This is a genomic window from Acidaminococcus sp. HCP3S3_H5, from assembly GCF_052122235.1.
Classification (GTDB): Bacteria; Bacillota; Negativicutes; order Acidaminococcales; family Acidaminococcaceae; genus Acidaminococcus.
Genome location: NZ_JBQKCS010000007.1, coordinates 125,140 through 143,888, shown reverse-complemented (window position 1 = coordinate 143,888; position 18,749 = coordinate 125,140). Strand labels below are relative to the sequence as shown.

The window sequence follows — 18,749 nt, the reverse complement described above, 5'->3', positions numbered from 1 at the left end:
GAGGTTTGTGGCAAGGGAAAAAAATGAGAGGCAACAGCCTCTCATTTTTGGCCGCGGCCAAAAAAGGGGCCCAAGGCCCCTTTTTTATTTCCTGTTCCGGTACTTCTCCGCCCAGCCGGGAATGTTCACCTGTTTCCCCCGGGCTACCCCCAGGGCGTTTTCCGGCACATCCTTGGTAATGGTGGAGCCGGCGGCGATGTAGCTGCCTTTGCCGATGGTCACAGGAGCCACCAGGTTGCTGTTGCAGCCTACGAAGGCGTCGTCCTCGATCACCGTCCGGTGCTTCACCTTCCCGTCGTAGTTCACGGTAATAGTGCCGCAGCCCATGTTCACCCCGCTGCCGATGTCGCTGTCCCCGATATACTGGAGATGGGGCAGCTTGGTGCCCACTCCCACATTGGAGTTCTTCACTTCCACGAAGTTCCCCATCTTCACCTTGTCCCCGATCACCGTATTGGGCCGCAGGTGGTCGTAGGGTCCCATGTGGACCCCATTGCCCACCTGGCAGTCGTGGGCGTAGGCGAACTGGATATGGGTGTCATTCCCCACTTTCACATTGGTGAACCGGACCTGGGGTCCCACTTCGCAGTCTTCCCCGATCTCCGTTTCCCCTTCCAGCCAAGTGAAGGGATAGAGCACCGTATCCCGGCCCACCTTCACGGATTTTTCCACAAAGGTGCTGGCAGGGTCCATCACCGTGACCCCGCTGTCCATCAGTTTCCCCAGGATCCGTTCATTCATCACCTTCTGGGCCACCGCCAGCTGCCGCCGGGAGTTGATCCCCATGACCATGTCGAAATCCCCGGTTTTGATCCCGGCCACCGAGCGGCCCCGTTTCAGGCATTCCGCCAGGATGTCCGTCAGGTAGTATTCCCCCTGGGCATTGTCGTTCTTCAGGTTCACCAGCAGGTCGAACAGCAGGGGCAGTTCCACACAGTAGATCCCTGTGTTGATTTCCCGGATCTTCCGCTGTTCCGGGGTGGCGTCCTTTTCTTCCACGATCCCGGTCACCTGGCCGGCATCGTCCCGGAGGATCCGTCCGTAGCCGAAAGGATCCGGAGCTTCCGCCGTAAGCACGCTGACCCCGGCGCCGCTTTTCAGGTGGGTTTCATAGAACTTCTTCAGTTCCGCCCCTTCCAGAAGAGGCGTATCCCCGCAGAGGATCAGCGCCGTCCCTTTTGCATCTCCCAGCAGGTCCCGGGCCTGGAGCACCGCATGGCCGGTGCCCAGCTGTTCTTCCTGGACTGCCACCCGGGCCCGGGTTCCCAAAAATTCCGTCACCTGTTCGGAACCGAAGCCCACGATCACGATCTTGTCGTCCGCCCCTGCTTCGTCCGCTGCGTCCAGCACATGTTCCAGCATGGGCTTGCCGCTCAGTTTATGCAGGACCTTGGGGAGCTTGGATTTCATCCGGGTCCCCTTCCCTGCCGCCAGGATAATTGCCGCCAAATCTGCCATTCTTCCTTGCCTCCTAAAAATTACCGCAGTTCAATTTTGTAGCCCGCCTTGCGCAGGGTATCCGCCACTTCTTTGGAATGCTGCGCGTTCCGGGTCTCCACATCCAGTTCCACCCGGGTCACACCCAGGGGCACGGACCGGTCTGCCCGGTCGTGGTTGATGTAGAGGATGTTGATTTTCATTTCTTCCAGATAGCTGACGAACTTCAGCAGTTCCCCCGGCCGGTCCACCATCCAGGTGACCATCCGGACCCGCCGGCCGGTGCGCACCAGCCCCCGTTCGATGATCTGGGAAATGGTGTTCACGTCGATGTTCCCGCCGCTGATCACCGCAGCCGCCCGGTCGCTGCCCGGAACGATGTGGTGCAGCAGGGCTGCCAGAGGCGCTGCCCCGGCTCCTTCCACCACCATCTTGCCCCGTTCCAGCATCAGCAGCATGGCGGCACAGATGTCCTCTTCATTCACCAGCAGCATGTCGTCCACATATTTGTGGATCAGGTCCCAGGTGAGCTTCCCGGGGATCCCTACGGCGATCCCGTCGGCGATGGTCTTGCCCACCCCGTGGGTCACCCATTTGTTTTCCTTTTTGCACAGGTACATGGCCGGAGCCTGTTCCGTCTGGACCCCGTACACTTTCACCTTGGGGTTCACCTGCTTCACTGCCGCGGCGATCCCGGCCAGAAGGCCCCCGCCCCCTACCGGCACCACGATGCTTTCGATGTAGGGATTCTGTTCCAGGATCTCCAGGCCGATGGTCCCCTGGCCGGCGATCACCGCCGGGTCGTCATAGGGATGGACAAAATAGGCGCCGGTTTCCTTCTGGATCTCCTGGGCCTTGGCCAGGGATTCGTCGAAGGTCTTTCCGTAAAGCACCACGTCCGCCCCGTAGCCTTTGGTGGCTTCCGCCTTGGCCAGAGGCGCCCCTTCCGGCATCACCACCGTGGATTTGCAGTGGGCCATCCGGCTCCCCAGGGCCACCCCCTGGGCATGGTTCCCGGCAGAAGCAGCGATGATCCCCTTGGCCTTCTGTTCCTCGCTGAGGGTCATGATGCAGTTGGATGCCCCCCGGACCTTGAAGGACCCGGTGCGCTGGAGGTTTTCCAGCTTCAGGAACACGTCCCGCTCACTGATGGTGCTGAAAGTATGGTTGTGTTCCAGCGGGGTTTTGTGGACCAGCTTTTCCAGCCGCTCCTGGGCAGCCCGGATGGTTTCCAGGGTGATGGTTGTGTCTGTCATGGGAATCTCTCCTTTTTTGGGTATTGGGTACGGCAAAATATGATGGATCTGTTACAGCATTTCCGGGACGATGTCGATGGCTTTCGTCTCGTCATCCACCCCTTTCAGGGTCATCAGGGATGCATATTCGCTGACGATCTTCTTTTCCGGCTCCCGGCTGGCAATGAACAGGTAGGTGCCCACCACTTCGGCCCCCACTTCTTCCGCCAGTTCCTGCATGCCCCGGGCGGTGCCCCCCGCCCGCATGAAGTCGTCTACCACCAGTACCCGGCTCTTGGGGGCCAGGGCCTTCCGGGGCAGGCTCATGGTCTGGATCTTCTTGCTGGAGCCGCTCACATAGCTGATGGAAACCGCCGGGCCTTCAGTGATCCGGGCTTCCTTCCGGGCCATCACCATGGGGATGTTGAAGGCACGGGCAGTGGCCAGGGCCAGGGAAATCCCCTTGGCTTCCACGGTCATAATGTAGTCCGGCTGGAGTTCCAGGGTCCGCTGCATGATGATTTCCCCCAGCCGGAAGGAAATCTGGGGATCGAACAGCAGGTCGTTCATGTAGATCATTCCCCCTGGAAGCAGCCGGGCAGGGTCGTTGAGCCGTTTGGCCAGGGTCCAGAGGAATTCATTGTCTGCTTCAGGAGAATGATAGGGAATGAACCGGACCCCCCCGCTGGCTCCCGCCACGGTTTCGATGATTCCCAGATCGTAGGTGGACAGCCCGTTCCGGACAGTCTGGACATCTTCGCTGAGGGTGCTTTTGGCCACGGCGAATTTTTCACAGAAATAGCTGAAAGGAAACAGCTGAAAAGGATGATCGTTCAGTTCTTTGGTCAGTGCCACAATACGTTCCAGTCGTTTGATCCGTGCCATTATGCATTCCCCTCCTTATTGTTCCCTGCCTTCTGGTCAGCGTGTTCCTTTTCCTTGGCTTCGATGACCTTCAGCAGGGTCCGTTCCGCGTTTTCCATATGGGTCCGCACCGCCTTCTGGGCCTTGTCCACACTGCGCTGGGCAATGGCGTCATAAATGGCCTGGTGTTCCTTGATCATATCGTCCAGACGGCCGGGGTAAGGCATGGACCGGCCCCGGATGGCGGTGATCTGTTCCCGCAGGTTGCTGATGATGTTCATGCACCGGCGGTTCCGGCTGGCCTTGTAGATCACATCATGGAACGCCGTATCGTTTTCGATGATCCGGGGATAATCTTTGGCCGCCACCAGAGGCTTGTCCGCATCCAGCAGTGTCTTCATCTCCTTAATCTCGTCATCCCCGATCCGTTCCGCCGCCAGTCCCGCTGCCAGAACGTCCAGGGCCGTACGGATCTCGTACACTTCGTTGATGTCCTTGATGGAAATGTCCGCCACATAGGCGCCCCGCCGGGGGATCATCACCACCAGGCCCTCCAGTTCCATTTTCCGGATGGCTTCCCGTACCGGGGTCCGGCTGACCCCCATCTCTTCCGCCAGCTGAAGTTCCATCAGCCGCATCCCCGCCGGGAACTGTCCGCTGATGATGGCCTGGCGGATGTTGTCCACCACCACATCCCGCAGGGGTCTGTAATTGTCCAAAGGAATCTGTTTCAATTGCCGCACCATAATAAACTATGCCTCCTCAACCGTATGTGCCACTTCAAGTTGTATATCCTGCTGTCTCCCTGCCAGGCATTCTGCCGCCCGGGCCGCCGCCTGCCGGTCCGGGAAGATCCCGAACACCGTAGGGCCGCTGCCGCTCATCAGGGCCTTTTCCGCCCCCAGGGCCGTCAGTTCCTGTTTCAGCTCCTGGAGCACCGGATACCGGTTCACCGTCACCCGTTCCAGATCGTTGCCCATCCTGTCCAGGATCCCCTGCCGGTTCCCCTGGCGGATGGCATTTTCCAGTCCCCGGATGTCCAGGGGCACCCGGCCGGGGGTCCGGTCCATTTCCCCGTAGACCCAGGCGGTGGATACCCCCAGGTTCCGGGGTTTGGCCAGGACCAGATCCAGCCGGGGCACCGGGGGCAGGACGGTCATCTTTTCCCCCCGTCCCCGGGCCCTCTGGGTGCCTCCGTACAGACAGAAAGGAACGTCGCTGCCGATGCTGGCCGCCAGTTCCTCCAGGGCCTGCCGGTCCAGAGGCTGCCCGCAAAGGTCATTGAGCCCCCGGAGCACCGCCGCTGCATCCGTACTGCCCCCGGCCAGCCCTGCCGCCAGGAAGATCCTTTTGGTGCAGGCCAGGTGCCAGTTGACGGCCAGACCGGTTTTTGCGCTGAACGCCCGGGCCGCTTTCACCATCAGGTTGCTGCCGTCACAGGGCAGGTCCGGGTTGTCGCAGACAAGAGACAGTCCCTCCCCCGGGGCAAAGGAAACAGTGTCCGCCAGGGAAATGGACTGCATGATCATGTCCACCTGATGATAGCCGTCAGGACGGCGGCCCAGCACGCTGAGCCCCAGATTGATTTTACCATATGCCTTCCGCTCCATGGTTTGCTCCTTTGTCCATCAGGGGAAGTCCCCCCGCAAAAATGATTGTGTATTCTGTATTCATTTATTGTACCGTGAAAACCCATTTGCCGCAAGAGTTGACAGGGGTTTTTATGAACATTTTTTCAAAAATTTTTCACGAACGTTCTTTAATTATAATTTTCAGTCACCGTCTGTCGGAAATGTGGGGAACATGGTACAATGGGGGAAACGGCCTGGGGGCGCCTCTGTCAGCGGTCAGAGGACGGTGGTCAGCGGCCGGTGGAGGCCGGATGCCCTGGCATCCGGCTTCGAACCTATGCCCCTCTGGGCGGCCGGGTTGGGCTCGCCTGCGGCAAGCCCCTACGCCGTTGGGTCAGGGGATCACTGCGGCGATCCGGGGATCCCAGCCAGGCAACCCTTCGATGAACCCCGTTGTCCCCCACCCTCCGACCCTGACGCCGTAGGGGCGCGCCGCAGGCACGCCCTTCCCGGCCTCCGGTTTTCCTATATTTCCAGGAACCCGCCTTGTGGGTTCCTTCCAACTGCAAAACGGCCCTGCCGCTTTTCCCCATACACCGGGGCTGCCCTGCCAGCCCCCAAAGGAGGTCCTGCCATTGAAAAAAAACATCATCCGCTACTGCATCACCGCCCTGGGATGCCTGCTGATGGCCCTTTCCATCAACGCCTTCTTCGTCCAGCACCATTTCCTGTCCGGCGGCATCTCCGGGGTATCCATCATCCTGTACTACCTGACCGGCTGGCCCCCGGGGATCACCAGCCTGATCTTCAACATCCCCCTGTTCTACATAGCCTGGAAATTCATGAGCCGCCAGTTCTTCATCGACAGTGTCATCGGCACCGTGCTGTTCTCCCTGGCCCTGGACGGCACCGCCTTTGTCCAGGCCTACGTGAACATCCCGGACAAGCTCCTGTGCTGCATGGCCGGGGGCGCCCTGGGCGGCCTGGGCGGAGCCCTGGTGTACCGGTCCGAAGCCTCCACCGGCGGGGTGGACATCCTGGGCTTCCTTACCAAAAAATACTACAACATTTCCGTAAGCACCACCAACTTTCTCTTCGACTGCTGCGTCATGCTGGCCGCCGTGGTGTTCCTGGGGCTCACCCCGGTGCTCTACAGCCTGGTGCTGTTCTTCATCACCTTCAAGGCCACCAACCTGTTCATGGTGGGCTTCGACTACAAGAAACAGGTGATCATCGTGTCCACCCACGCGGAAGAGATCAGCCGGCGGATCATGGACGAAGTGAACCGGGGGGTCACCATCCTCCACGGAGAAGGGGGCTACACCCGCCGGCCCCTCCAGGTGATCCTGGTGGTGGTGAAGCTCACCCAGCTGGCCCACCTGGAAACCATCATCAAAGAAGTGGACCCTATGGCCTTCGTAACCATCCAGGACGCCAACAACGTGTTCGGCAGAGGCTTCACCCAGCCCAACCTGGATCTGGAAGAGGAGCGGAGGCTGAGGAAGTAGGGGCTGCTGCGCTGCAGCAGCCCTGTCAGCGGTCAGCGGCCGATGGTGGCCGGATGCCGGGCATCCGGCTTTGAACCTATGGCCCTCTGGGCGGCCGGGATGGGCTCGCCTTCGGCAAGCCCCTACAGCGTTGGGGTCAGGGGATCACTGCGGCGATCCTGGGAACGGGGTTGTCAAAGGATCCGTTTCCCTGACCGTTGAGATCCACCCCGATCCCAGCCAGGCGACCCTTCGATGAAACCCGTTGTTTTCCCCCCTCCGATCCTGACGCCGTAGGGGCGCGCCCCAGGCACGCCCTTCCCTGGCCTCCGATTTTCCTGTATTTCCAGGAACCCGCCTTGCGGGTTCCTTCCATCGACTAGAGCCTGGAGACTGGCTCCCGGACTTTTTCCGCACATTCCATGAACTTTTCCACCATGCTCCAGGTGCGGCCCTCTTCTTTCCATCCGAAACAGATGGGATAACTCATTTCCTTCCCCAGGGGCACCTCCACCAGATCCTTCCGCTGGTCCGGCTTCAGGAACCCTTCCACCAGGTAATCCGGAGAAAAACACACCCCTGCCCCGGCCACGCACATTTCCAGCAGCAGCTCCAGGTTGTGGGACTTCACCTTCTGCCGGGGCTGGAACTTCAGGCCCTTCAGGTACCGGGCCACCAGATACCCTGCCAGGTCCGCCTCGTCGGTCCGGAGGAAAGGACAGGCCTGGAGCACCCGGGCATCCCGGGTTTCCTGCAGCTTCCGGATCACCTGGTCCGTCCCTGCCCCATACTGCCGCTCCAGCAGCTTCCGGTCTGCCAGCAGCCGGATTTCCTCCTGCTGGATCACCCGGGTCCGGATCCCGGGGATAGCTTCAGGGAAATAGGCCACCACCAGGTCCGTCCCCCCTTCCTCCAGCTGCCGGAGCAGTTCCGCGTTGCTGTCCTCCCGGATCTCCACTTCCATCAGAGGATACCGGGCCTGGAATTCCCCCAGCACCCTGGGCAGCAGGATATGGCCTCGGGTATAGGCGATTCCCACTTTCAGCCGGCCCCGGTCCCGGTGATTGATGTCCTGGAAAGCCTGGCCCAGGGACCGGTATTCCCCCTGGAACCGCCGGGCATACTCCAGGAACACCTCCCCTCCGTAGGTCAGCTGCAGGGGCACCTTCCGGACAAACAGCCGGCACCCCAGCTCCTTTTCCAGCGCCGCGATCTGGCCGCTGAGAGTCTGCTGGGTAATGTACAGCCGGTCCGCCGCCCGGGAAAAACTGGCCTCCTGGGCCGTCATCAGGAAATACCGGATGGTGTTGAAATTCATGGAACTCTCTCCTTTCGTATTATCGTCTTTTACCTGTATTATATACTTTTATTAACAGTTTGTATACGATGATGAAAACTGGTACACTGCAGGTATCCAAGGTTGCGAAAGGAGCCCTTCTTATGGAAAACCGCGTCCTGCTGCTGTTCTGTCTCATCCTTCTGGCATTCGTCCTGTTCCAGGGTCCCCTGCTGGGTGCCCTGGTCCTGGGCTTCCTGCTGTTTGCCGGCTACGGCCTCCATCAGGGCCACAGCCTCCCTCATGTGCTCACCATGGCCTGGGAGGGGGTCCTGAGGGTCCGGACCATTTTCCTGGTGTTCCTGCTCATCGGCCTCCTCACCGGGGTGTGGCGGTCCGCCGGCACCATTGCCTACCTGGTCACCGCCGCCGGCCAGCTGATCCATCCGGCGCTTTTCCTGCTCCTGGCCTTCTGGCTCAACTGCAGCATTTCCTTTTTGCTGGGCACCAGCTTCGGCACCGCCGCCACCATGGGGGTGATCACCATGAAAATCGGCATCAGCCTGGGGATCCCGCCCCTGTTTACCGGGGGAGCCATCCTGTCCGGGGTGTATTTCGGGGACCGGATGAGTCCCGTTTCCACCAGTGCCCTGCTGGTGGCCGTCCTTACCGGCACCGACCTGTACCGGAACCTGCGGAACATGGCCCGTTCCACCCTGGTTCCCTTTGTCCTCTCCAGCCTGTTCTACCTGTCCCTGGGGTTCCTGTCCCGGCACCAGGGACAGACTGCGGCCCCTGCCGCCGCCCTGGCCAGCCTGTACACCTTCACCCCCCTGCTGCTGCTCCCTGCCCTGAGCATCCTGGTGCTGAGCCTGCTGCAGGTGCCGGTCAAGACCAACCTGGCCGTAAGTATCCTGCTGGCTTCCCTGCTCAGCCTGCTGGTCCAGCACATGTCTCCGGCCGCCCTGCTCCAGGTGCTGGTCTGGGGCTACCATGCTCCCGATCCCTCCCTGGCCTCCCTGACCGATGGAGGCGGCATCCTGTCCATGGTCCGGGTGGGGGCCATTGTGTGCCTTTCCTCCTCCTATGCCGGGATCTTCAAAGGCACCGGCCTCCTGGACGGGCTCCAGGAACGCTGCCTGGGCTGGGCCCGGAAATGGGGCTGCCAGACCGCCGCCACCCTCACCGCCCTGTTCACCTCCCTGATTGCCTGCAACCAGTCCTTCACCATCCTCCTGACCCACCAGCTGTGCCGGAAACTGCCCTGGACCCCGGAAAAGGCCGCCCTGACCCTGGAAGACACCGCCGTCCTCCTGGCCCCCCTGGTGCCCTGGTCCATTGCCTGCGCGGTGGTGCTGGAATCCGCCGGAGCTCCCGCCGCCTCCATTCCCCTGGCCTGCTACCTGTATCTGGTGCCCCTGTGGAATCTGTGGACGGAAAGACCCGGCTGACAGGAGAAAGGCCCTGTCAGCGGCCGATGGCGGCCGGATGCCGGGCATCCAGATTTGAACGTTTTTGCCCTCTGGGCGGCCGGGATGGGCTCGCCTTCGGCAAGCCCCTACAGCGTTGGGGTCAGGGGATTCTATCCGGTCGACAGGACCAGATCCCCGAAGGACCGATGCAGGCGGGCCGCCCGTATGGCCGGCCCACGTTCGCCGATCTGACGGAAGACCTCGTTGTCCATCCCACCCTCCGACCCTGACGCCGTAGGGGCGCGCCGCAGGCACGCCCTTCCCTGGCCTCCGGTTTTATACAATCAAAAGGACCTGGCTCATCCGGCCAGGTCCTATCCTGAAGCTTCCGACTTCCGACTAAAAAAGGGACTGTTGCACATGCAACAGTCCCTTTTTTTCCGTATCTTATTTAAACATATTGATGAACACCATCAGGATACCGGAGTTGCAGAAGTCCACGAACATGGCCCCTACCAGCGGTACCGCGAAGAATGCCCGGGGAGCCGGACCATAGTTGGCGGTGATGGCGCTCATGTTGGCCATGGCGTTGGGGGTTGCGCCCATACCAAAGCCGCACACGGCGGAAACTTCAACAGCCGCATCGTAGTCCTTGCCCATGGCGTTGAATACCACGAAGGTGGTGTAGAGAGCCATGAACACAACCTGTACAGCAGCGATGATGGCCAGAGGGCCGGCGATGTCGAACAGTTCCCAAATCCGCAGGCTCATCATGGCCAGGGACAGGAAAATGTTCAGACCCACATCCCCGACGGTGCCGATTTCCTGCATGGGAACAGGCAGCCCCTTGCAGTTATCGGAGATGTTCCGGATGATGGCAGCCACGATCATGGATCCGATGTATCCAGGGAACGTCAGGCCAACGCTGGTGAAGAACTTGCTGACGATGGTCCCGATACCCATGGCAACCAGGATTTCGCCGGTAGCCAGCATGAAGTTTTCCGGAGTCATGGCCAGGGTGGCATTTTCTTCCATGCTCTGGGCCTTTTCATTGGCCCCTTCCTGGTCTTCCTTGGTGCTGTGCAGATGGAATTTTTCCAACAGACGGTGAGCCACAGGGCCGCCCATCAGGGACCCGGAGATCAGACCGAAAGTAGCCATGGCGATGGCCACGGTGGTGGCACGGTCAACGCCAATCCCTTCCAGCATGGGACCGAAAGCCCCGGAAGTACCATGGCCGCCTACCAGAGGAATGGAGCCGGCGCACAGGCCCAGCAGGGGATGCAGGCCGGTAGCCTTGGCCAGGGATACCCCGATGATATCCTGGAAGGTGATCAGTACGGCGCAGATGATGGTCAGGATCAGTACATCACGGCCGCCTTTTTTCAGCAGGGCATAGCTGGCGCTGAACCCTACGCTGGTGAAGAACATGTTCATGAAGAAGCTCTGCTGCACCGTATCCAGTTTGATGGCACCGGTGCCCGCTTCGAACAGAGCCAGGTTGATCAGAGCGAACAGCACACCGCCGATAACCGGGTTGGGGATACAATAGGTTTGGAGAAATTTGATTTTCTGTTTGAGAAATTTACCCAAATAATAAAGTAAGATACCTACAGCCAAAGTTTGGTAAGAATTCAAGGCAAACATTTATTACGTTCCTCCTTTAAGTTCTGTTTTTTCCTACAAGGGTAACCAACACTTCCTCAAGCCGCGACCAGCTGCGTCCCCCCTGCCGGGACTCCCCCATCAGCTGTGCCAGTCCGACCATGCAAGTCTGTAAGGATTCATTCGTAAAATAATTGCTGTGCTGCATGGCCAGCTTCACCGCATAAGGGTGTATCTTCAGAGTGGATGCAATCGCGTCCTGTCGAGCACCTTTTGCCATCAGTTCCTTCACCTGGAGAAGCCGCCGCAAAGAAGCAAAGAGCCGGGATACGATCCCCGTGATCCCTTCGCTGCCGCTGGTGGTCCGTTCCTCTTTCAAGAGAGTCAGCACCTTATCCAGCTTCCTTTCTTCCACCGCATTCCCCAGAGCAAAGCCGGAGATTTCCGGCAATTGCGAGAACATCCGGGCCACATCCTCCTTCTGCCAGATCTTCCGGTCCCCTGCGTACAGGGCGATCTTGGCGATTTCCTGCTGCAAAAACAGCAGGGGCACCGTTTCCGCCGCCGATACGTATTCCTGGATCAGATTCATGGCATCCGGAGCGAACCGGGCTCCATAGGCCTCCGCCTGGCTCCGCAGCCAGGGCTGGAGCTGGTAGGCACGGACAGGGGCACATTCCACCACCGCCGCCTCCCGGCTCATGGTCTTGTAAAAAGACTGCCTTTTGTCCAGCTTGGTGCACAGGCAATAGACGTAAGAATACTCCGGCACATCCTTCAGCAGTTCCGTGAACTGCTCCAAAGGCGTGGCCGTTTTCTTCCTGCCCTTCCCTGCCGGCTTCCGTTCCTTCTTTTCCTTTTCGCCCAGCATCCGGGGGTCCTCAATGACCACCCAGTTGCCGCCCCCGAAAAAAGGGACGCTGTTAATGGCTTCCCGCAGTGCTTCCAGTTCAAAGTCCTTTTGGAAATTCCAGACCGCCGGTTCCGCATCCGGGGCAAAAGCCCGCTGGCGGAACGCCTGGCCCACGGCTTTCTTAAAGAACTCCTCCTCTCCCCAGGCGATGACAACATGGGGACACGCTGGATTTTTCCGCAGACTTTCCAGAAATACATCAGCCGTTGTATTCACATCGATCCACTCCTAGAAAAAATCTTGTTGCCAGCGATAACTATACCATACAGGACCCCTGCCGTCAAAAACCACCTTGATGGCGCCTCCCGTGTCCGTCCGGGCCACCGGGATGCCAAGCCCGTCCAGCCGCTCCAGCACCTCCCGGTGCGGGTGGCCGAACCGGTTCCCCCGGCCCGCCGAGATCACCCCCAGCCGGGGCGAAACCCCGGCCAGGAACTCCGGACAGGAAGAAGACCGGGAACCATGGTGAGAGACCTTCAGCACATCACTGCGGACAGCCCGGGCCGCCGCCCTCAGCTCCTCTTCCCCGGTAGCATCGCCGGTAAAAAGGACACTGTAAGGACCGGAAACCAGCCGGACAATCCCAGAGTTCTCATTCTCCCCTCCTTCCTTATATTCTGTGGGTGCTTCTACAATTTGTATTATACTCTTTTTTTTGCATATTTTCTGGTTTGTTTGCATTTTGTATACAATTTTTCTGTTTTGTCTAAATTGTTCCAATCGAAGCACTTTTGTTACTGTTTTAGTAGGAAATCCATCAGTTCCAGTCAGATCGGGGGCGGGCATCTCCCCTGTGGTTGCCAGCTGCGCTGGCTCGAAAAAAAAAACGCCCCTTTCGGGGCGCCAGTAATTCATAATCCAAAGTTCTGACAAAAGACTGCAATGCACGCGTACATTTTACAAATTGCAGAAATTAATAGGATTCTTTAAACGAAGAAGCCTAAAAAGTATCTATCTATGATCTACACTAGTAGAAATTCATTTAGTCCTTTAGACTATGAGAAAAGAAACCAATCTGTAAAATTTACAACAGCAGAAATTCATATGGTCCTTTAGACCTGCCGAGATGCGGAAAGACCCCGAGATCTACAACAGTAGAAATTCATATGGTCCTTTAGACTTTCCCAGATTCTGCTTGCATTCAATATCTACAACAGTAGAAATTCATATGGTCCTTTAGACATCCAAAGAGCCGCTCCCAGCAACTGAATCTACAACAGTAGAAATTCATATGGTCCTTTAGACATCAACAGCATGGGGATTGCTTTGGTATCTACAACAGTAGAAATTCATATGGTCCTTTAGACATCGAGGTTCTACTTTTGCCTTCCTGATCTACAACAGTAGAAATTCATATGGTCCTTTAGACGGGCAGGCAGCAGCAGACAGCAGCCAATCTACAACAGTAGAAATTCATATGGTCCTTTAGACCTAGGGAAGAATTGTCAACACGTTTTCATCTACAACAGTAGAAATTCATATGGTCCTTTAGACCAGGGACGCCTTCCCCGATCCCCGTATCTACAACAGTAGAAATTCATATGGTCCTTTAGACAAGAGTATATATATAGGCGACCAGACATCTACAACAGTAGAAATTCATATGGTCCTTTAGACCTGTCATTTTTTGACTGCCTCCTTGGATCTACAACAGTAGAAATTCATATGGTCCTTTAGACCCTTTATCAGTAATATAGTTATTAAAATCTACAACAGTAGAAATTCATATGGTCCTTTAGACGTTTTTGACACCCTGGATGCCCAAAGATCTACAACAGTAGAAATTCATATGGTCCTTTAGACAAATACACGGTCAAGGAACTGCGGGAAATCTACAACAGTAGAAATTCATATGGTCCTTTAGACCTGGGCAACCGTATTGCCGTTTTCATATCTACAACAGTAGAAATTCATATGGTCCTTTAGACTGCTCCGGCAGCGGGCTTTTCTTATATCTACAACAGTAGAAATTCATATGGTCCTTTAGACCCGTCAATCTGCACACCTTCTTTGCTATCTACAACAGTAGAAATTCATATGGTCCTTTAGACCTACTCCCGCAAATGCAAATATTTCGTATCTACAACAGTAGAAATTCATATGGTCCTTTAGACTAAGGAATTCATGGTGCTTCCCAATATCTACAACAGTAGAAATTCATATGGTCCTTTAGACGGAGAGCCGGGCATCGATAGCATCCAATCTACAACAGTAGAAATTCATATGGTCCTTTAGACCGAAATGCTTTCGACCCTTTTCCGTAATCTACAACAGTAGAAATTCATATGGTCCTTTAGACTCTCTGATAGATGAACTGATGAATTTATCTACAACAGTAGAAATTCATATGGTCCTTTAGACTACAATGTTAGGGCTGTAACCATCCTATCTACAACAGTAGAAATTCATATGGTCCTTTAGACGCGTTTTGCTGTCGTTCCTGCTTTTTATCTACAACAGTAGAAATTCATATGGTCCTTTAGACTTTTATAAAATCGCTTGACTTTATATAATCTACAACAGTAGAAATTCATATGGTCCTTTAGACGGTTGGGCTGTCTGGATTGCTCGATATCTACAACAGTAGAAATTCATATGGTCCTTTAGACACGTGCACGTTTACCCAATAATTCATATCTACAACAGTAGAAATTCATATGGTCCTTTAGACACTGGTACTATTACCGTGACTCCTAAATCTACAACAGTAGAAATTCATATGGTCCTTTAGACGGCAGCCCCTACGCCGCCGATCTGGGGTCCAGATTAATCCGAACATCCTGCTCTGCAAAGATACGAGAAAATCAGTCCATCATTACTATTCTCTTTATGGAAAGCTGGACCAATGGACTCTGGACACCATGCAGGAGCTGGGAGAATCAAAAGCACAATACGGACACAGGACGATTGATTTTTCCCGATTACACCATTTTCGATTCAAGACAGAACTTAAAGCAGTTATGCTGTACTGGCTGTTTGAAAAAAAACTGAAACCTGTTTCCTTTATCTCAAATTATTTTAAATCGTACATAAATCTACTGCAGTTTTTTAATTCATACCCGGATGAAGAACCTTTTTCTTTGCGAGAAAGCCTCCCAGTCAAGGCAGGAGCATTTAAAAGATACATGCAAACTCGGATGAGAGGAGCTTTTCCCCTAAAGGATTTTTTGGCCATAGCATATCGAGATTTTCATGACCATATCTATTGCGTCAATTACTATAACCGCTCCTATTGGAACTATCGGGATTTTAAAACCGTTCAGCCATTTTTTTCTTCAGCTTTTACATACAGTTCCATGGATTTTTCTCCTGTCCCAGATCACAACAGAAAACTGTTCAAGGAGTATATCCTGGATTTACTGACCAGCCATCCCCTTAGTTATTCTACAATTCACGGGCGCTATGGTATCATCCGAAGATATCTTCTATTTCTGAACAAGGAACCCGCCGAATCTGTATCAGTCTCTACTCTGCAAAATTTTATTGCACACATGAAAAAGCCAGAAGGCAAGCTGACATCGTTCAATGCCCGGATCAATAAGATTCGTCTTTTTTACGTTTTTCTTTTTCAGAGAGGCTATATCCAACATATTCCTTATATTTTTCAGGCTTCCATCAGAGGCACAGAACGTCCCCATTCTTTTCATCCTCTTTCAAAAGTTGTCATTCAACAATTGTTCCAGGCGTTGCCTCAATTTCCAGAACAATTACGTCTGATGCTGATGATTCTGTATTTTACTGGAATGCGCTGCAGTGAGTGTCTTACCTTGAAGCCCCACTGTTTTACAGAAGACCATGGCAAATACTATATTCACTATTATCAGCCCAAAATGCTGAAAGAAGTTGTCAATCCCATTCCTCAGGAACTTTATGGGTATCTGTACAATTACGAACAAAAACTCTTGAAAACAGATCCTCAGACACCTCTGCTCTTTCCTCGTTTGCCTGGCATCGGATGGAGATCACAGCACTTCGGGTACACCGTAAATAAATTATGCAGACAATTTAAAATTACAGAGGCGGATGGCTCGCCCTATTATTTCAATGCCCATGCTTTTCGACATAACTATGCTTTACGCCTGGTCAACCAGGATGTCCCCTTTCTGACCATCCAACAGTTACTGCATCACAAATCACCTGAAATGACTCTAATCTATGCTCAGATTAACGAAGAAAAGAAGAAAAAACGATATCTGGAATTCTGCAACCGGATTGGACAAAAGACTGCCTTTTTAAACGAAGAAGAGAAAAATATTGATGACAACCTGCATTGGATGCGCTATATGATTACCCAAACTCTCCCAAATGGATACTGCAGCCTTCCTGTCCGGCTGGGAAGCTGTCCTCACGCCAATGCCTGCCTTTTCTGTGATAAATTCCGCACTACGAAGGAATTTCTTCCGATGCTGGAATATCAGCTGATTAAAACAAAATCCCTGATCAGAATGCTTCCACAAAAAAAAGAAGTCCAAAATCGACTTTCTGAAACAGTTAAGATTCTCCAGTCGATAATCAGTCATCTGCAGGAGTAAAAGCCATGAACACCGGTAATCTGTCAAAAAAAATTTCATCAGAAAAAAGCCTTACAGAATATCTCGAAGGAGATATCTGGTATCTTTCCCAGATTCCTCTTTTTCGCCAATTGACTGAGAAGAATAATATAAAACGGAACTATGGATTTTCTTTAATCGATTTTACGTTGATCGATAATCCCGTATTCCGCAAAGAAATACGGAATTATGTCATAGAAGAATTGTCCAGCGGACACAAAAGTTTGCTGAGTTTCTCCCATGACTGGTACCGATTTAAAATCATCATCCGATTTTTGAATACTTTATCCATAGGTGGATCTCTTCTCCAGTATTCCTACCAGGAACTGATTCAGGGATTTAGGCACTATTTAACAGAACACAATTACAGTACGGTAGGCCAGATCAAGGTTGTTGTGGAAAACCAGACCAAAAAGACCTACCATGTACCTGCGGATAAAATCTACGAAATCAGACGAATTTATCATTATGTACAGGAAAAGCATAAAAAGGCCGTACCTGAATGGGAAAAAGATATCTGGGACGTAGAAGCCCTGCCTTTTCATATTGAAAAATCCAAGAGCCGGAACAGACGAATCCTGAATTTTACCAATATTTTTCCACTTTCTTTTCGAATCTCGGCCAAGCAGTATATCCTGGCCCGGCTCAAGCTGCGCAAATACAGCACCGTATGCGATGACATGAAAGCATTGAAGGAATTTTCTTTGTTTCTCCAACGTGATTACAAAGATTTGACATCACTGGAACAGGTCGACCGACCTGTCATCGAATCATATATTTTGTATCTGAAAGGCAAATGTCTGGCCCCCATTACGTTTAAACAACGGATTGGATTCTTGCGCACGTTCTTTGAAATGGGTGCATATATGGAAATCGCTCATATGCCCCATGAAAATTTGATTTTCCGAAATGATTACCGAAAAAATATTCGTTTGCTTCCAGAAGTAATCCCTGAAATTGTACTGGACCAACTCCATCAGTATTTGTATCAGCTTCCCAGACCGGTACAGATCTGCACGACACTGTTGGAAAATATAGGAATGCGGCCCAACGAAATTTGTCAGTTGAAATGGGACTGTCTGAAAATAGACAGCAGCGGTTATGCGTATCTGGAATATTTCCAGTCCAAAACCCAATGTTTCAATCGTATCCCTCTTTCAGACCAATTGACGGACATAATTAAAGAGCAGCAGCAAAGGACTTTGGAACAGTTCGCTGCTCCCCAATACCTGTTCCAAATCAAGGAGGATAAACCAATAGGCCAGGAAACCATCGCCCGTTGGCTGAATTTGCTGTCTTACAATAATCAGATTACGGATCAAACTGGTAAAATTTACCGATTTAAACTGCACCATTTCCGACATACCGTTGCTACCCGTTATGCCCGGGAAGGTATGTCCCCAGGAATGCTCAGGGAAATGTTGGGACATAAATCCATTCGGGCCATGATGCATTATATTGAATTGCACAAGACCCTGAACAGTCAAAAAGTATTGGAATTTGAAAAACATGAGAATCAATTTCTAAAAGACGCCCTGGGGCAAAATAGAATCCAAGATACCACCAAAGAAATTCCTTTGCCTTTTGGATTCTGCAACAGTACAGAGCTGTGTGAAACTGCTATGATATGTTATTCTTGTGGAATGTTCCATGCAGACGCCTTTGACAGTAAGAATCTGGAAAGATACTGCAACTGCCTGTCTGACTCTGAAAAACAGGCTGGATTGGAAGGTCACAAGAGAGAACAGGAAAATTACCATGCAATTCGAATGGCCCTGGAAAAACTTTTAAGGAGAAGAGTGAATGGATAAAACACGAGAAATCATCAAACTGGCCAAACAAAAAACAGAAGATAAAGTCGTTTTTGTTACTTCTGTAATCCATGACATGCAGACCCATCATAAGAAAATATCTTTCTACAGTGTGGCAAAAGAAACTGGTGTCTCCAAATCGTTTCTCTATTCCAATGAGCGACTTAAAAATATAATTGTCAGGCTGCGCAATGATCAGAAGAATGCCATTCTGGATGCCCCCGATTCAGAAACACTGATGGCCGCTCTCCGAAAAGAAAACAAGAGACTTCAGGCGGAAATCAAAGTACTGCAAAAGGATAAGCTGTGGAAAGAAAAATATGAAGACGCTGTAAGAGAAAATTCTCTGCTGAAAAAACGGATAGAGATTTTAGCCGGAAAACTCTATGAATGAAAAAGGCTCTGTCAGACATATGCTGGCAGAGCCTTTCTGTTCTGTTTATATTCTAGTTCCGGTCAGCCGCATAAAATGAATATTAAACAGATTCTGTTTAATATATGGAGTCCATCCAGGATAAGTCCTTTACGTAGTCCGATGGTTTCCCGTTGCCCCTTACCTGGATTCCAACAAATATGCTCCCAGATGTC

14 protein-coding genes and 1 CRISPR repeat array are annotated in these 18,749 nt (G+C 53.3%); of the genes, 5 read left to right on the top strand and 9 right to left on the bottom strand.

From position 1 onward, the window contains the following. Positions 1-84: 84 nt before the first annotated feature. From glmU to ispE, 5 genes are read right to left on the bottom strand one after another with little or no spacing between them, the layout of a single operon-like run. On the bottom strand, positions 85-1,458 hold the full coding sequence (gene glmU / locus ACTQY5_RS09780; RefSeq protein WP_441369144.1) for a bifunctional UDP-N-acetylglucosamine diphosphorylase/glucosamine-1-phosphate N-acetyltransferase GlmU: 1,374 nt from the start codon (positions 1,456-1,458) through the stop codon (positions 85-87). Between the two features lie 20 nt (positions 1,459-1,478). After that, positions 1,479-2,693, bottom strand: a complete 1,215-nt coding sequence (gene ilvA, locus ACTQY5_RS09775) for a threonine ammonia-lyase (RefSeq protein WP_279127465.1) — start codon at positions 2,691-2,693, stop codon at positions 1,479-1,481. 51 nt (positions 2,694-2,744) lie between these two features. Then, a complete protein-coding gene (purR, locus tag ACTQY5_RS09770) occupies positions 2,745-3,557 on the bottom strand; it encodes a pur operon repressor (protein ID WP_022486601.1) in 813 nt (270 codons plus the stop codon). After that, a complete protein-coding gene (locus tag ACTQY5_RS09765; protein WP_441369143.1) occupies positions 3,557-4,282 on the bottom strand; it encodes a GntR family transcriptional regulator in 726 nt (241 codons plus the stop codon). The genes purR and ACTQY5_RS09765 overlap by 1 nt, the downstream gene beginning before the upstream one ends. A gap of 6 nt (positions 4,283-4,288) precedes the next feature. Next, positions 4,289-5,146, bottom strand: coding sequence for a 4-(cytidine 5'-diphospho)-2-C-methyl-D-erythritol kinase (gene ispE / locus ACTQY5_RS09760; RefSeq protein WP_370832816.1), 858 nt, complete (start codon positions 5,144-5,146; stop codon positions 4,289-4,291). 596 nt (positions 5,147-5,742) lie between these two features. Here ispE and ACTQY5_RS09755 point away from each other — a divergent pair. Continuing rightward, the gene (locus tag ACTQY5_RS09755) at positions 5,743-6,615 is read left to right on the top strand and encodes a YitT family protein (RefSeq protein WP_154487364.1); all 873 of its coding nucleotides are present in this window, start codon (positions 5,743-5,745) and stop codon (positions 6,613-6,615) included. A 358-nt stretch (positions 6,616-6,973) separates the two neighbouring features. On the opposite strand, the gene ACTQY5_RS09750 is transcribed toward ACTQY5_RS09755, so the two are convergent. Next, positions 6,974-7,912 (bottom strand): LysR family transcriptional regulator, encoded by a 939-nt coding sequence (locus ACTQY5_RS09750; protein ID WP_022487232.1) that lies wholly within the window; start codon positions 7,910-7,912, stop codon positions 6,974-6,976. Positions 7,913-8,034: 122 nt separating this feature from the next. Between ACTQY5_RS09750 and ACTQY5_RS09745 the strand changes: the two genes are divergently transcribed. Continuing rightward, the gene (locus tag ACTQY5_RS09745; protein WP_441369142.1) at positions 8,035-9,321 is read left to right on the top strand and encodes a Na+/H+ antiporter NhaC family protein; all 1,287 of its coding nucleotides are present in this window, start codon (positions 8,035-8,037) and stop codon (positions 9,319-9,321) included. Positions 9,322-9,729: 408 nt separating this feature from the next. Here the strand turns inward: ACTQY5_RS09745 and gltS are convergent, their stop codons facing one another. The 3 genes from gltS to ACTQY5_RS09730 are packed head-to-tail and all read right to left on the bottom strand — an operon-like array spanning position 9,730 to position 12,655. Then, the gene (gene gltS / locus ACTQY5_RS09740; protein WP_154487368.1) at positions 9,730-10,929 is read right to left on the bottom strand and encodes a sodium/glutamate symporter; all 1,200 of its coding nucleotides are present in this window, start codon (positions 10,927-10,929) and stop codon (positions 9,730-9,732) included. A 16-nt stretch (positions 10,930-10,945) separates the two neighbouring features. Continuing rightward, the gene (holA, locus tag ACTQY5_RS09735) at positions 10,946-12,016 is read right to left on the bottom strand and encodes a DNA polymerase III subunit delta (protein ID WP_022487229.1); all 1,071 of its coding nucleotides are present in this window, start codon (positions 12,014-12,016) and stop codon (positions 10,946-10,948) included. A gap of 12 nt (positions 12,017-12,028) precedes the next feature. Beyond that, positions 12,029-12,655, bottom strand: a complete 627-nt coding sequence (locus tag ACTQY5_RS09730) for a ComEC/Rec2 family competence protein (protein WP_441369141.1) — start codon at positions 12,653-12,655, stop codon at positions 12,029-12,031. Positions 12,656-12,760: 105 nt separating this feature from the next. Next, positions 12,761-14,533: a CRISPR direct-repeat array (repeat unit 36 nt; unit sequence ATCTACAACAGTAGAAATTCATATGGTCCTTTAGAC). Positions 14,534-14,661: 128 nt separating this feature from the next. On the opposite strand from ACTQY5_RS09730, the gene ACTQY5_RS09725 reads away from it, so the two are divergent. From ACTQY5_RS09725 to ACTQY5_RS09715, 3 genes are read left to right on the top strand one after another with little or no spacing between them, the layout of a single operon-like run. After that, the gene (locus ACTQY5_RS09725; RefSeq protein ID WP_441369140.1) at positions 14,662-16,332 is read left to right on the top strand and encodes a tyrosine-type recombinase/integrase; all 1,671 of its coding nucleotides are present in this window, start codon (positions 14,662-14,664) and stop codon (positions 16,330-16,332) included. Positions 16,333-16,337: 5 nt separating this feature from the next. Further along, the gene (locus ACTQY5_RS09720; protein WP_441369139.1) at positions 16,338-18,161 is read left to right on the top strand and encodes a tyrosine-type recombinase/integrase; all 1,824 of its coding nucleotides are present in this window, start codon (positions 16,338-16,340) and stop codon (positions 18,159-18,161) included. After that, the gene (locus ACTQY5_RS09715; protein WP_441369138.1) at positions 18,154-18,555 is read left to right on the top strand and encodes a DUF6262 family protein; all 402 of its coding nucleotides are present in this window, start codon (positions 18,154-18,156) and stop codon (positions 18,553-18,555) included. The genes ACTQY5_RS09720 and ACTQY5_RS09715 overlap by 8 nt, the downstream gene beginning before the upstream one ends. The last annotated feature ends 194 nt before the right edge of the window (positions 18,556-18,749 follow it).

Bases quoted from the DNA above. Each gene is read 5' to 3' on its own strand.
- purR (WP_022486601.1), bottom strand. From the start codon at position 3,557: ATGGCACGGATCAAACGACTGGAACGTATTGTGGCACTGACCAAAGAA.
- ACTQY5_RS09730 (WP_441369141.1), bottom strand. From the start codon at position 12,655: ATGAATTACTGGCGCCCCGAAAGGGGCGTTTTTTTTTTCGAGCCAGCG.
- gltS (WP_154487368.1), bottom strand. From the start codon at position 10,929: ATGTTTGCCTTGAATTCTTACCAAACTTTGGCTGTAGGTATCTTACTT.
- ACTQY5_RS09745 (WP_441369142.1), top strand. From the start codon at position 8,035: ATGGAAAACCGCGTCCTGCTGCTGTTCTGTCTCATCCTTCTGGCATTC.
- ilvA (WP_279127465.1), bottom strand. From the start codon at position 2,693: ATGACAGACACAACCATCACCCTGGAAACCATCCGGGCTGCCCAGGAG.
- ACTQY5_RS09715 (WP_441369138.1), top strand. From the start codon at position 18,154: ATGGATAAAACACGAGAAATCATCAAACTGGCCAAACAAAAAACAGAA.
- ACTQY5_RS09725 (WP_441369140.1), top strand. From the start codon at position 14,662: ATGCAGGAGCTGGGAGAATCAAAAGCACAATACGGACACAGGACGATT.
- ACTQY5_RS09750 (WP_022487232.1), bottom strand. From the start codon at position 7,912: ATGAATTTCAACACCATCCGGTATTTCCTGATGACGGCCCAGGAGGCC.
- ACTQY5_RS09720 (WP_441369139.1), top strand. From the start codon at position 16,338: ATGAACACCGGTAATCTGTCAAAAAAAATTTCATCAGAAAAAAGCCTT.
- ACTQY5_RS09765 (WP_441369143.1), bottom strand. From the start codon at position 4,282: ATGGTGCGGCAATTGAAACAGATTCCTTTGGACAATTACAGACCCCTG.
- glmU (WP_441369144.1), bottom strand. From the start codon at position 1,458: ATGGCAGATTTGGCGGCAATTATCCTGGCGGCAGGGAAGGGGACCCGG.
- ispE (WP_370832816.1), bottom strand. From the start codon at position 5,146: ATGGAGCGGAAGGCATATGGTAAAATCAATCTGGGGCTCAGCGTGCTG.